Origin of the sequence: Stutzerimonas azotifigens (assembly GCF_013522725.1) — a bacterium.
Taxonomy (GTDB): Bacteria; Pseudomonadota; Gammaproteobacteria; order Pseudomonadales; family Pseudomonadaceae; genus Stutzerimonas; species Stutzerimonas azotifigens_A.
Genome location: NZ_JAAMRF010000010.1, coordinates 206507 through 220211 on the forward strand (window position 1 = coordinate 206507; position 13705 = coordinate 220211).

Sequence of the window (13705 nt, forward strand, 5' to 3'; positions counted from 1 at the left end):
CCGCCTTTTATGCTGTCGCGCCCAAGCCTGCGCTGTCGGGAAATTGCGCGAAAAAAAAAGCCGGGAAATGCCCGGCGTTATCGCTTGCTGACGTTCATCGGCTGGCATCGAGCACCAGCTTGCCCCGTGTGTGTCGAGCCCAGCTCTTGCGCAAGGCGCCTTCGGCCCCTGACAAGGGAAGCACCTCGACGTCGATCCTGAGCTTGCCCACGTCGAACAGCGCAGCGATCTTTTTCAGCTGAGCGCCATCGGAGCGCGTCGCAAAATGCTTGCCCGAGGCGCCGACCGTTTTGGCCTGAGCCGCATCCGGTGGGCTAACCGGCGAAACCAGTACGCCACCTGCCTTCAACACCGCCCAGGAACGCGCCTGGGTATCCCCACCGACGAGATCCAGCACCACGTCGACCGCATCGACCGCCGTTTCGAAGGGCGTCTGGGTGTAGTCGATCATCTGGTCTGCGCCCAGCGACTTCAGGTAGTCGTGGTTACGGGCCGACGCGGTGGCGATCACGGTCGCACCGGCGATCCGAGCCACCTGCACCGCCATGCTGCCGACGCCCCCGGCTGCTCCGTGGATCAGAACCGTCTGGCCGGCTTTGATCTGCGCCTGCTCATGCAGTGCCTGCCAGGCGGTGAGCGCCGCGGCCGGAACGCCGCTGGCCTCTAGTGCCGACAACCGCGCCGGCCGATGCGCCAGTCGATCGGCACTGGCAACCACTTCGGTGGCGTAGCCGCCGACGATCCCGATGAAGCCAAACACCTCGTCCCCTACCGCGAACCCTTCGACGCCGTCGCCTAGCTGCGCTACCCGTCCGGCCACTTCAACGCCAGGCGTGTACGGCAGCTCCAGTGGAATGAAGGCTTTCATGGCGCCGGACAAGATCTTCCAGTCAATCGGGTTGACGCCGCTGCCCGCCACGCTGATGAGCACTTCGCCTCGGCCCGGCACAAGCGCCGGACGTTCTTGCAGAGTCAGCCCCTCGGGCTGCCCATATTGCGCTACGCGAATCGCTTTCATGATGTGCTCCTCAGTCAGCTCGAGAGTCAGGCGCGACGCGCATCAAGGCTGAAACGGCCGGCGCCGAACGCCACGACCTGCAACAGCCCGCCAGCCATGGCGATGTTCTTGAAGAAGTGGATGAGCTGGTTCTGGTCGCCAAGCTGGTTATGGAAGGCGAGCGCGGTGACGACAGTGAACGCCGCAAGGCCGGCGGCCACCAGGCGAGTCCGATAGCCAAGCACCAGCGCGACACCGCCAACCAGTTCGACGAGGATGGCCAGCGCGAGGGCCAGGGTCGGAAACGGCAGACCGACCGATTCGATGTAGCCGATCATGCCGGCCGGCGCGCTGATTTTCGAAACGCCTGAGAGAATGAAGATGGCACTGAGCAAAACGCGCCCGGCAAGCGCCGCCGAAGCGGAGATAGCGATGGTGTTATTGCTAGTGGAGAGTGCGATGGACTGTGTCATGACGAGTTTCCTCTGACTGGGCCACCCCTTTGGTAGCCGCAATGAGGTCATCATGCGCGCCGGCAACTTAACTAAATAGCCGTCCGATATCGAAGATTATGTTCTGAAAAATAGAATAGTTACCAAGCGGAAGTGTCACTCATCGGTGCGGAAGTTGGTTTCCTCACCACGCCTGGAAGCCAAAGGCCCGGGAATACCGGACCTTTGGCACCTTTCGCCATGGAGCGCGGGTTGTAGCAGTCCCGATCATTCACGGGGAGAGACTGGGTCCGATTTCAGCGCTTCCCCCCCTGGGCCTGGACCGGAGGCCTCAAGCGCAGGTTCGCCCCGGGTCTTGTAGAGCGACAGCAACACCCCGCCGGCGAGCAACCCTAAGGTGACTGCCAACGAGACGACGGAGGGGATCTTGCCGATGATGCCGACCAGGGTGATCTTGGTGCCAATGAATATCAGGATCAGGGCGAGTGCGTACTTGAGGTAAGCGAAGCGATGAATCAGCGCTGCCAACGCGAAGTACAACGCACGCAACCCGAGGATCGCGAAGATGTTCGACGTGTAGACGATGAAAGGATCCTGCGTGATCGCGAACACGGCGGGCACGCTGTCCACGGCGAACACCAGATCCGCGCATTCGATCAGTATCAGCGCGAGGAAAAGAGGCGTAACCCATAGCACCGCCTTTCCGCCTTCTCCGGGTTGCCGGACGAAGAAGCGCTGGCCGTGCAGACGGTCGGTTACCCGCAGATGACGGCGAAGGAACCTGACCAGCAGGTTGCCCTCGAGGTCGGGGTGGTCATCGACCGGGCTGAACAGCATCCTGGCGCCCGTCACGGCCAGGAAGACGCCGAACCCGTAGAGAATCCAGCTGAACTGGTGAATCAGCGCAGCGCCAAGCCCGATCATTATCGCGCGTAGCACCAACACACCCATGATCCCCCAGAACAACACCTTGTGCTGGTACTGACGAGGAATGGCCAGGGAGCTGAATATCATTGCCATGAGAAAGACGTTGTCCATGGACAACGACTTCTCGACGAGAAAGCCCGTCAGGTAGTCCATGCCGGCATCGCTGCCTTTCTGATGGAACACCCAAAGGCCGAACAGCAGGCCGGCGCTGATATAGCCGCCCGACAACAGCAGACTCTCGCGCACACCGATCTCTCGATTGTCACGGTGCAGGACACCGAGATCGAAAACCAGCAGAGCGAAGACGATGGATATGAAAACCAGCCACAGCCAGGTGGCCGTGCCGAAGAACTCGGCAAGGAGAAACGGTTCTAGGGCGTTCATCGAGCCCCTCCTCAGTCGTAATTAACAGACTGTGATTCCGACATCGCGGTATTAACCGCCAGAGGGGCCCGGCATCACCGGCTCAATATACGGCCGCGCCGAAAACGATACAACGGGGAAATTCGCGGCCCGTTATTCTACTTTGTTATCAGCTGATGACGTCATTGGCGGAAAGCCGCGGTCGCCTGCCAGTGCCGTTCCGCTCAGCCGAAGGGCAGGACGACCCTGACCTCCAGCCCGCCGCCCTGGCGATTGCGCAGCGTGAGCGTTCCGCCGTGTTCGAGGACGGTCGCCCGCGCCGCAGCCAGGCCCAGCCCGACGCCACCGGTGTTCCGGTTGCGCGAACCCTCGATGCGAAAGAACGGCATGAACACCGCCTCGTGATGTTCCGGGGCGATTCCCGGCCCCCGGTCGAGCACGCGAATTTCCGCCCGGCTAGGTCGAACGATCAATCGAACGCAGGGGTCGCGGCCATACTTGATGGCGTTATCCACGAGATTGACGAGCATCCTTTTGATGCCGATAGGGCGCCCCACATAGGCGAAGCGGCTCGGGCCGCTCAAGCCGAAGCCCGTTCCCGCGTCCTTGAAATCGTCGGCCACCGTATGCAGCAGCTCGGCCAGGTCGAACGGAATGGCGGGTTCGAGCCGTGCGTCGTCACGAAAGAAATCCAGGGCGGAATTGACCATCGCCTGCATCTCATCCACATCGCGGAACAGCTTCGATTGCTGCTCGGCATCCTCGATGAATTCGCCGCGCAATCGCATGCGCGTCAGGGGCGCTCGCAAGTCATGGGAGATGGCCGCCAGCATCTGCGTCCGGTCGTGTAGAAAATGCTGCAGTTGCGCCTGCATGGCATTGAAGGCGAGGATCGCCTGGCGAATCTCCTGCGGCCCTTCCACGGGAATCGGCGGCGCCCGGAAATCCCGGCCGAAACGCCGCGCACCCTCGGCGAAACGCTCCAGCGGGCTGGCCAGGTGCCGCGTCGCGACCAGGGCAACGAGGATCGTCGACAACAACACGAGGCCCAGAACGATCAGATTGCGCGGCAGCTCGTTCAGCCCCCAACCCCGCGTCGGCATCGAAAACACGACCCAGGAGCCATCGCTGAGCTCGATCAGCAAGGCATAGCGCCTGTCGGTCCGGTTCTGCGGCCAGTCGCTGGGCTCGTACGCCTCGATCGTCGCCGTGGGCCTGCCCAACAGATCGCGCAGGAGCGCCGCCCCCTTTCGGAAACCGGGATCGTCGAGGCGGGGCAAGCGAGCCTCTTCGTGCCGTTGCACCCACTGGATGGCGAACGCCTGATCGCTGGCGGCGCGGGCGATCTCGGGGCGCTGCCCCGGCGGCACCGCATCGAGGATGCGAGTGATGGCGGCGAGCTTTTCCATCAAACCGGTTTCCAGCAAGGGTGGCCGGGCCCAGCCGCCGGCCAGCACGCTGAACAGTCCGTTGAGTGCCAGTGCGGTCAGCATCGCGACCATCGTCGTCGCTGCGATCCAGCGCGCCACCGTATAGCGCGGCCGACGAAACCTGGCCAACGCCTGGCGAAGCAGGTTCATCGCTTCACCACCACGTTCGGCGTGAACAGATAGCCACCGTTGCGAATGGTACGAATCATGGGCGCGCGGTTGGGATCGGTCTCCAGCTTGCGGCGCAACCGGCTGACCTGGACATCCACGCTGCGATCGAAGGCGTCGTAGGCTTCGCCCCGCGCCATGTCGAGCAATTGCTGACGCGTCAGCACCCGCAGCGGGTGCTCGGCAAAGACCAGCAGCAGCTCGAACTCTCCGCTCGACAGCGGAATCATGACCTTGTCCGGCGAACGTAACTCACGTCGCGTGACATCCAGCTGCCAGCCGGCGAACTCCAAGATCGGGCGCGGCTTGTCGTTCCAGACGCTTCTGACCTCCCCCGTGCGGCGCAGCACGGCCCGTATCCGCGCCAGGAGCTCGCGGGCATCGAACGGCTTGGTCAGGTAATCGTCCGCCCCCAACTCGAGCCCCACGACGCGGTCGCTCAACTCCCCCATCGCCGTCAGCATGATGACCGCTATCCCATGTTCGGCGCGCAGCCGCTGGCAGAGCATCAGCCCGCTCTCGCCGGGGAGCATCACGTCCAGGATCACCAGGTCCGGCATCTGACGTTCCACGGCTTGCCACAGCGTCGGTCCGTCCGTGGCAGTGTCTACGCGATAGCCGTGCTGTTCGAGAAACTTCTTCAGCAGGGCGAGGACTTCGAGGTCATCGTCGACAAGTAATAGATGGGTCACGATGGGCACGTGCGGACTTGTTGGAAGTGGATATCTAAAACCATTCGACGAGTTACGTCATATATTTCAATCCGGCAACAAACCTACCAGCGCGCAACACAGCGGAAATCTTGGAGCAAAGAATCGCAGGCAGCATCGCGATCATTTCCCACCGAGATATTCCAGATGCCAACTAACCCTTCCACTTCGCGTTTTACTCGCCTTCTGTTTGCCGGACTCGTCTTGGTACTTGCCAGCGGTTGCGCCAGCCAACCGGCGGACACGCAACCGGACGCCTGTGGCAACGTCGCCTATGGCTACTACGACCCGGCAGAGCCCGTCAATCGAGGCATCTTTGCTTTCAACCGAACGCTCGACGACTACGCCCTGGCACCTGTGGCCCGGGGTTATCGCCGTCTTCCGGAGTTATTTCAGAGTGGCGTCCACAACTTTGTCGCCAACTTCGGCGAGCCCAAGGTATTCATCAATGACCTGTTGCAAGGCAACTTCAGACGCTCGGCCAATACCGCCGGCCGTTTCTTCATCAACACCACGGCGGGCATCGTTGGCTTGATCGATGTCTCGGGTAAGTTGGGAATAGAACGACACCGATCCGACTTCGGCCAGACATTCGGTGTCTGGAATATTGCAAGCGGGCCCATCGTCGAACTTCCACTGTTCGGCACTTCCAATCTGCGAGACGCGACCGGCCGAGTACTGAGCTTCGCGGTAAGCCCCTTCGGCGACAACAGCGATACCGTGGATACCCTGGGCACCATCAATACCGTCGGCGGCGTGGTCGACGGCCGAGCGGAAAACCTGCCGCTGACTGACGAACTGCGCAAACGGCCTGATTACTACGCAGCGCTGCGCGATGCCGTCGCGCAACATCGCTCCAATTTCGTCGCGGAAGGCAAGCGGGGCACGCCCGCAACCTCCACCCACGCGTGCGAACGGGGTGAAGCCGATGGCGATTGATCAACCGCTGGTACTGCATCGCCGCATGAGGGCACCGGATCAATCCTCGCTGCACTGCCGCGAGATCGAACTGCGCCTGGACGACGACGGCCGCCATCTCGTGCTCAGCCGATACACCGAGCTGTACCGGGAGGAGCAAACCGCCTGGTGTTCCATCAGCCATCACCACATGCCGCTGGTGAGCGTGATCCGCTGGATGATCGAGAACGGAACGCCCTGACGACGTCGAGCATCGGGGTTCGATACGACACGTGCGCCGGTTAGATGAGGTGGGGGCCGCAGCAACCGCGTGTGCCCCACTGCATACCCACACGCCAAGCCATCAGGCCAACCAGGGATTGGCCTGCAGATGCCGGGCCTCGAATGCCTTGATCTGATCGGTGCGCTGTAGCGTGCTGCCGATGGCGTCCAGCCCCTGCAGAAGCGCTTCCTTGCGCAGGGCGTCGATGGCGAATTCGATCGCGCGCCCGCCATCGAGGGTGATGGTCTGCGCCGCGAGGTCGATGCGGATCGACGACGACTCGGGCCTGGCGACCCTTTCACCGAGCTCCCGCAGCGGCGCATCGCTCAGCTGGATGAGCAGCAGGCCGTTGCGCTGGCAGTTGTCGAAGAATATCCCGGCGAAGCTGGTTCCGATCACTGCCCGGATGCCGAGTTGCTTGAGCCCCCACACGGCGTGTTCGCGGCTCGAGCCGCAGCCGTAATTGGGCCCGACGACCAGGAAGCGGGCCTCGTTCCAGGGCTTTTGGTTGAGGATGAAATCCGGGTTCGGCTCGCCGTTCGGCAAGAAGCGCAGGTCGAAGAACACGCCCCGGTCGAGGCCGTTGCGGTCGATGCCCTTGAGGAACTGCTTGGGCATGATCACGTCGGTATCGACGTTGGCGGCGAGCATGGGCGCGGCCGTGCCGCTGATGTCAACGAAGGGTTCCATCTCAGGCCTCCAGGGGCAGCGAACGTACATCGGTCAAACGTCCCGAGACCGCCGCGGCTGCGACCATCGCGGGGCTCATCAGGTGGGTACGCGCACCCGCGCCCTGGCGCCCTTCGAAGTTGCGGTTGGTGCTGGAGGCGCAGCGATCGCCGGGTGCCAGGACGTCGTCGTTCATCGCCAGGCACATCGAGCAGCCCGACTGGCGCCATTCGAATCCGGCATCCAGAAACACCTGGGCCAGCCCTTCGGCCTCGGCCTGGGCACGCACCTGGGTGGAACCGGGGACGACCATGGCCCGCACGTGGGGCGCGACCTTGCGGCCGCGCACGACACGGGCGGCGTCGCGCAGATCCTCGATACGGGCGTTGGTGCACGAGCCGATGAAGGCATGGCTGATCTCGATGGCCGTCAGACGCTCCCCCGCCGTGAGGCCCATGTAGCGAAGGGCGCGCTGAAGATCCTGGCGGCGAATGGCATCCGGCTCGTCCTGCGGGTCCGGCACCCGATCGCCGATGGCGGCGGCCTGGTCGGGGCTCGTGCCCCAGGTGACCATCGGCTCCAGGGCACCGGCGTCCAGCTCGATGTCGATATCGAATTCGGCGCCTGGATCGCTGTAGAGCTCCCGCCAGCGCGCGACGGCCTGGTTCCAGAGCGCGCCTTTCGGCGCCCGGGGCTTGTCGGCCAGGTAGGCATATACCTTGTCGTCCGGCGCCATGAAGGCGCCGCGCGCCCCCGCCTCGACCGCCATGTTGCAGATCGTCATCCGTGCTTCGACGCTCAGGGCCTCGATCGTCGGGCCGGCAAACTCGATGGCGTACCCGGTGGCGCCGGACGCGCCGATGCGGCGAATCAACGCCATGATGATGTCCTTGGACGTCAGGCCGACGCCAAGCTCACCATGGACCCTCACACGCATGGTTTTGAGCCGCTTGTAGACCAGCGTCTGGGTCGCCAGCAGGTGCTCGATCTCCGAGGTGCCGATACCGAAACCGAAGGCCCCCAGCGCCCCGTAGGTGGTGGTGTGACTGTCCCCTGCCGCGACCACCATGCCGGGCAGGATGAAGCCCTGCTCGGGGGCGACGACATGTTCGATGCCCTGGCGCTTGTCCAGCACATCGAAGAGTTCGATGCCGAAGTCCCGGCAGTTCTCGGCGAAGTAGGACACCTGCCGCGCGCCACCCGGGTCGGGCATGGTGGCGATGCGGTTAGGGCTCGTGGGATTGACGTGATCCACCACCGCCAGCGTGGCAGCCGGCCGCCAGACCTTGCGATCCGCCTCGCGCAGACCGCTGAAGGCCTGCGGGCTGGTGTATTCGTTGGCGACTTGCCGGTCGATGTAGAGCAGCACATGCCCCTGGTCGTCGAGGTCGCAGACGCTATGGGAGTCGATGTGCTTTTCGTAGAGGGTTCTGGGGCGGTTCATGGCCGTTCTCGCTTTTGCTTGTCGTCCAGGGCAGCGCAGCGCCCGGCTGCCAGGCCTGCCTCGCCAGCATATTGAGCGCCACTGGCCGCTCAAAGAGCGCCAGCGGGGTTTAAGAATTCACGATTCGTGAACGATGTGGCGACGCCCGCCAGCGGAGGCACGCGGGACAGTACGCATGGAAAAGGTGAAGAGGCGCCGGCTGGCTCATCCGGCGCCCTGAACTCAGCTGAAAAAGACCATCGCTTCGTCGAACAACAGGTCCGGGACTTCTTCCGGCAGGTAGTGCCCGGCGGGAAGTGCCTTGCCCTGCACGTTGGTCGCGACCCGCTGCCACTCCGCCAGCGGATCGAAGCAGCGGCCGACGACACCCTCGGCGCCCCACAGCACCAGCAATGGCATCTCCAGTTGGCGGCCCGCCTCGCGGTCCTGCCTGTCGTGCTCCAGGTCGATCCCCGCGCTGGCGCGATAATCCTCGCAGATGGCGTGCGCCGCGCCCGGCAGGCTGAGACAGCGCAGGTACTCGGCGAACGCCTCGTCGGTGAACGGCTGCATGCCGGCGCTGCGCGTGCCCATCACGCTGCGCAGATACAGCTCCGGATCGCTCTCGAGCAAGGCTTCGGGCAGCGGAGCCGGGCGGATCAGGAAGAACCAGTGCCAGTAGGCACGGGCGAACGCCTCGTTGGTCTGTGAATACATCGCCAGGGTCGGAGCGATGTCCAGCAGGATCATCCGCCGGACCGCCTTGCCGTGATCGGACGCCAGGCGATGGGCGACCCGCGCGCCGCGGTCATGGGCGAGCACGTCGAAGGTCGAGAAGCCCAGGGTCTTCATCAGCTCCAGGGCGTCGCGCGCCATTTCACGCTTGGAGTAGGCGTTGTGGTCATCGCCGCCGGCGGGTTTGTCGCTGTCGCCGTAGCCTCTGAGGTCGGCGGCGACCACCGTGAAGTGCCGCGCCAGCCGGTCGGCGATCTTGTGCCAGATGACATGGGTCTGCGGATGGCCGTGAAGCAGTAGCAGGGCCGGCCCGGTGCCGCCCTTGCGGTAGGCGATGCGCACGCCATTGACCAGGCACTCGTCCTTCTGGAACTCAGCGAACATACCTCTCACTCCTCTTTATTCAATGCCCGACATGCTAGGTAAGCCGAAGGCGAGCGCAAGCCGCGAGACCGTGTCCTGATCATTCATGAATCGTGCATGGTCGGGACGGCGCTATAGCGACAACTGCCTGAAATGCTCGGCCAGGAACTCGACGCACACCCGCAGCTTGGCGGAACTCGACAGCCGGGTCGGATAGACCGCCCAGACGTTGGCGCTTTCACTATAGTCCGGCAGCACCTGGACGAGCTTGCCCTGCTCCAGCAGCGGCTTCACGTCCCACATCGAACGCAACAGGATGCCGCGATCATTGAGCGCCCACTGCAGGACGATCTCGCCATTGTTCGAGGACAGCGGCCCACTGACGCGCACGCTCTGGGCCTTCCCGTTGCGCTCCAGCTGCCAGACGCCGAAGGCGTTGTTGCGCTCCTTGAGCACCAGGCAGTCGTGCTGTTGCAGGTCCTCCAGGCTCGTCGGCGTGCCGCGACGGGCCAGGTAGTCGGCGCTGGCGCAGAGCACGCGCCGGTTGGTGACCAGGCGCTTGCTGATGTGCTGGCCTGGCAGGTCGTCACCTACGCGGATCTCCAGGTCGAAGCCCTCGGCGACGATGTCCACGACCCGGTCGAACACCTCCAGACGGATCTCCAGCTCCGGATAGCGTTCGGCGAGTGCCGATATCGCCGGCGCCACGTGGTTGCGGCCGAAGCCGAAGCTGCTGCTGATGTGCAGTTGCCCCCGTGGGGTCAGTCGTGCCTGGGAGAGTTCGTCGAAGAGGTCGTCCAGGTCGCCGAGGATGCGTACCGCCCAGCGCTGCGTACGTTCACCGTCGTCAGTCAGCGCGATCCGCCGGGTCGTGCGATGCAGCAACTTGGTCTGCAGCACGCCTTCGAGCATCTGGATGCGCTTGCTGACATAGGCGGGCGACAGGCCCAGCTCGTCTGCCGCGCCGGCGAAGCTCTGCTTTCGGATGACAGTGAGAAACACCCGGAGATCTTCCGGCAGCGGCAATTGATCACGAACTGTGTTCATAGATTCCACATTACGCCAGCTTTAAACACGAACTCGAAATATAGCATGGCGATCGCCGCCACCTGCGAGGCGGCCAAATCGAGTCCTCACCACAAGAACAAACAGAGGAATGCCGCCATGCCCAGGCTCCCCGCACCCGACGTCCCTGTCCGCGCCGTTCGGCGCCACTGCCCTCTGCCCACCTCCTGTGCCTCAACCGGCGAACAGCGGAGCGTGCAGCCGTGAACAAGCCCATCCACGCCCCCTCCCCGGCCGCGACCGGGAACGCCTCGGACCTCGCGGCGAAAATAGGTTTTTTCCTCGGCCCTCTGCTGCTGCTGGTCTGCCTGGTCATCGACCCGCCGGCTGGCATGTCGGCCGACGCCCTGCACGTGGTGGGGCTGGCCTTGCTGATGGCGACCTGGTGGTCGACCGAGGCCCTTCCGATTCCGATCACGTCCCTGTTGCCGATCCTGCTGGTGCCGGCGCTGGGCATCGACAGCATAGGGAACGCGACAGCCAGTACGGCAACCCGATCATCTTTCTCTTTCTGGGCGGGTTCATGCTCGGGCTGGCCATGGAGCGCTGGAACCTGCACAAACGCATCGCCCTGCGCACCTTGCTGATCGTCGGCAGCCATCCGGCTCACCAGGTCGCGGGCTTCATGCTCGCCACGGCATTTCTCAGCATGTGGGTCAGCAACACGGCCACCACCATCATGATGCTGCCCATCGGCTTGTCCGTGATCGGCATGCTCGATCGCGGCGGCCAGGGCAACCCGGCCGAGCGCGAACGGTTCGCCAACGCCCTGCTGCTCGGTATCGCCTATGCGGCGAGCATCGGCGGTATCGCCACGCTGATCGGCACCCCGCCCAACGCATTGCTGGCGGCCTTCCTGCAGAACAACTACGGCGTGCATATCGGGTTCGGCCAGTGGATGCTGATCGGGCTGCCGGTCTCCATCCTGATGCTCGCCTTCACCTGGTGGTGGCTGACGCGTCGCGGTTTCGGTCTCTCGGGGCAAGGGACCCACACGCTGCTCCGCGAGGAGCTCGCGGCGCTCGGGCCGTTATCCCGGGGCGAGAGGCTGGTCAGCCTGGTGTTTTCCCTAACGGCCCTGGCCTGGATCTTTCAGCCGGCCCTCGCCATTCATGTTCTTGGTCTAAACGATACGAGCATCGCCATCGCCTCGGCCGTTGCACTGTTCATGATCCCCGTCGATGCGAAAAAGCGGGTGTTCCTGATGGACTGGCAGTCCGCCGTGAAGCTTCCGTGGGGAGTCCTGCTGCTGTTCGGCGGCGGCCTGTCGCTGGCTGCGGTGATCCGCACTACCGGCCTTGCCGAGTGGATCGCCCAAGGCCTCGGCGCCTTCGGCACGCTGCCGGCACTGCTTCTGCTGGGATTGGTCGTGCTGGTGATCATCTTCCTCACCGAGGTCACGTCCAACACGGCCACCGCAGCCGCCTTCCTGCCCTTGCTGGGAGCGGTCGCCAGCGCCCAGGGGTTTGCCGTCGAGTTGCTGGTGGTTCCCGCAGCGATAGCGGCCAGCTGCGCTTTCATGCTGCCAGTGGCCACACCGCCTAACGCCATCGTGTTCGGCACAGGACACATGCGCATCAGCACGATGGTCAACGCAGGGTTCGCACTCAACATCGCAGGCCTGGTGATCGTCACCGGCCTCTGCTACCTGCTGGTTGGCCTGATGCTCTGATAAACATCGACCCGGAGACGAAAAGCCAGGCATTGCCTGGCTTGTTCGTGCATTCGGCCGCCTACTTCATATGCAAGCTACTCGGCGCCATAGCGTTGTCGGTCAAAGGAAGAGCCGAGTCCAGCCTGGACTGACACCGCAACCGCGCTTTTCCACTTATATAAAGCAGAGGACGGGCAAGCCGTCCCGATGCCGGGTTGGAATTCGCCAGGCCGGCGTCCAGTGAGTTTGGTAGTTGGCCAACATCCGCGCGCCAGCCGTTTCCTAACTGCGCTGCGGCGCTTACTCGCCACTCAAGCTTCAATCGTCGTGTGGCCTTTCTGCTTCCTTAGCAGGACGCGGGCGAACGCACCCCATACCTGTTTGTCACCTCGCCCGCTACCTAGCGTAACGCTTGATGCACGCATTTGTGGCGCGACGGTGTTGTTAGGTACCGCATAGGTGCATGACCCATCCGCTTCCCAACCGATCTGTCTCCTTGGTGAAACAGAACATGCGTTTCGTGCGTGAAACGAAATAAATAACTGATTTAAAAGGCTTTTTATTTTTTCCAGAAACTGGCTTTTCGCTGGCATTGTTCATGCTTAAGACAACGTACCGTATATGAAACGAACCAGAGATTATTCATGGCCATTTCCGAACTCCAGGCGTACCGCACTTCACCGGCTTCCGTGACCAGCCGCACGACGTCCGCCCCCGTCGAGATCGAATTTCGTGGCGTCGCAAAGTCCTTTCCCAAGAAAGGCAGCCCGGACGCGATGCCCGTGGTTCAAGAGGTGAATTTCAGCATTCGGCGCGGCGAAGTGGTGTCGATCATCGGCCCGTCCGGCTGCGGCAAGAGCACCATGCTCAACATGGGCTCGGGCCTCTACATGCCGAGCGCAGGCGACGTGTTCATTTCTGGCGAAAAAGTCAGCGGGCCAGTGCGCAAGGTTGCCTTCATGCTGCAGAAGGACCTGCTGATGCCCTGGCGGACCATTCGCCGCAATATCGAACTGGGCCTGGAGATCGAGGGCGTGCCGAGCGCGCGTCGCGCCGAAGTCGCCAACGCGTTGCTAGTCAAGTGCCATCTGGAGGGGTTCGGCGATCATTACCCGTTCCAGCTCTCCGGCGGGATGCGCCAGCGCGCCGCCCTGGCTCGCACGCTTGCCATCGACCCGCAGGTGCTGTTCCTCGACGAGCCGTTCTCGGCGCTCGATGCGCAGACCAAGATGATCCTGCAACAGGATCTCGCCCTGATGCTTCATGAACAGCAAAAGACCGCGCTGTTCATCACCCATGACCTTGTCGAGGCGATCGCCATGTCCGATCGCATCCTGGTCATGAGCGCCCGCCCCGGGACGCTCATCGAAGAAATCAAAGTGAATCTGCCGCTACGCGAGAACCCGCTCGAGCGCCGCAAGCTTCCGGAGATCGGCCCCCTGGCCGGCCGCCTGATGGAGCTGTTGAAGGTTGGCGAGAGTACGGATCTGCACTGAACACGCACCCCTTTTCCGGAGACGAGCATGATCAAAAATTTCGCTGCACGTGTTGGCAAGCGCGCCCTTCTGG

Annotated in this window: 12 protein-coding genes and 1 pseudogene; 4 read left to right on the forward strand and 9 right to left on the reverse strand. The window is 63.3% G+C overall.

Going from position 1 to position 13705, the window contains the following annotated elements:
- Positions 1 to 94 precede the first annotated feature (94 nt).
- The 5 genes from G7026_RS18830 to G7026_RS18850 form a co-directional block, all read right to left on the reverse strand.
- Positions 95 to 1018 carry an NADP-dependent oxidoreductase gene (locus tag G7026_RS18830; protein ID WP_181072446.1) on the reverse strand — a complete coding sequence of 308 codons (924 nt, stop codon included), beginning with the start codon at positions 1016 to 1018 and terminating at the stop codon, positions 95 to 97.
- A 26-nt stretch (positions 1019 to 1044) separates the two neighbouring features.
- Positions 1045 to 1470, reverse strand: a complete 426-nt coding sequence (locus G7026_RS18835; RefSeq protein WP_181072447.1) for a DoxX family protein — start codon at positions 1468 to 1470, stop codon at positions 1045 to 1047.
- Positions 1471 to 1716: 246 nt separating this feature from the next.
- Positions 1717 to 2760 (reverse strand): TerC family protein, encoded by a 1044-nt coding sequence (locus tag G7026_RS18840; protein ID WP_181072448.1) that lies wholly within the window; start codon positions 2758 to 2760, stop codon positions 1717 to 1719.
- Between the two features lie 203 nt (positions 2761 to 2963).
- Positions 2964 to 4319, reverse strand: coding sequence for an ATP-binding protein (locus G7026_RS18845; RefSeq protein WP_181072449.1), 1356 nt, complete (start codon positions 4317 to 4319; stop codon positions 2964 to 2966).
- Positions 4316 to 5029: a response regulator gene (locus G7026_RS18850; RefSeq protein WP_181072450.1), complete on the reverse strand. Its 714-nt coding sequence runs from the start codon at positions 5027 to 5029 to the stop codon at positions 4316 to 4318. The genes G7026_RS18845 and G7026_RS18850 overlap by 4 nt, the downstream gene beginning before the upstream one ends.
- A 165-nt stretch (positions 5030 to 5194) precedes the next feature.
- Between G7026_RS18850 and G7026_RS18855 the strand changes: the two genes are divergently transcribed.
- Together G7026_RS18855 and G7026_RS18860 are read left to right on the forward strand one after the other, a co-directional pair.
- Positions 5195 to 5986, forward strand: coding sequence for an MlaA family lipoprotein (locus G7026_RS18855; protein WP_181072451.1), 792 nt, complete (start codon positions 5195 to 5197; stop codon positions 5984 to 5986).
- On the forward strand, positions 5976 to 6206 hold the full coding sequence (locus tag G7026_RS18860; RefSeq protein WP_181072452.1) for a hypothetical protein: 231 nt from the start codon (positions 5976 to 5978) through the stop codon (positions 6204 to 6206). The genes G7026_RS18855 and G7026_RS18860 overlap by 11 nt, the downstream gene beginning before the upstream one ends.
- A gap of 102 nt (positions 6207 to 6308) precedes the next feature.
- On the opposite strand, the gene leuD is transcribed toward G7026_RS18860, so the two are convergent.
- The 4 genes from leuD to G7026_RS18880 form a co-directional block, all read right to left on the reverse strand.
- Positions 6309 to 6917, reverse strand: a complete 609-nt coding sequence (gene leuD / locus G7026_RS18865; RefSeq protein ID WP_181072453.1) for a 3-isopropylmalate dehydratase small subunit — start codon at positions 6915 to 6917, stop codon at positions 6309 to 6311.
- 1 nt (position 6918) lies between these two features.
- Entirely contained in the window at positions 6919 to 8340 is a 1422-nt protein-coding gene (leuC, locus tag G7026_RS18870) for a 3-isopropylmalate dehydratase large subunit (RefSeq protein ID WP_181072454.1), read from the reverse strand.
- A gap of 222 nt (positions 8341 to 8562) precedes the next feature.
- The gene (locus G7026_RS18875) at positions 8563 to 9438 is read right to left on the reverse strand and encodes an alpha/beta fold hydrolase (RefSeq protein ID WP_181072455.1); all 876 of its coding nucleotides are present in this window, start codon (positions 9436 to 9438) and stop codon (positions 8563 to 8565) included.
- 111 nt (positions 9439 to 9549) lie between these two features.
- Entirely contained in the window at positions 9550 to 10464 is a 915-nt protein-coding gene (locus G7026_RS18880; RefSeq protein ID WP_181072456.1) for a LysR substrate-binding domain-containing protein, read from the reverse strand.
- Between the two features lie 233 nt (positions 10465 to 10697).
- On the opposite strand from G7026_RS18880, the pseudogene G7026_RS18885 reads away from it, so the two are divergent.
- Both G7026_RS18885 and G7026_RS18890 read left to right on the forward strand, forming a co-directional pair.
- Positions 10698 to 12154: pseudogene (locus G7026_RS18885) on the forward strand (SLC13 family permease).
- Between the two features lie 626 nt (positions 12155 to 12780).
- Positions 12781 to 13632, forward strand: coding sequence for an ABC transporter ATP-binding protein (locus G7026_RS18890; protein WP_181072457.1), 852 nt, complete (start codon positions 12781 to 12783; stop codon positions 13630 to 13632).
- Positions 13633 to 13705 lie beyond the last annotated feature (73 nt).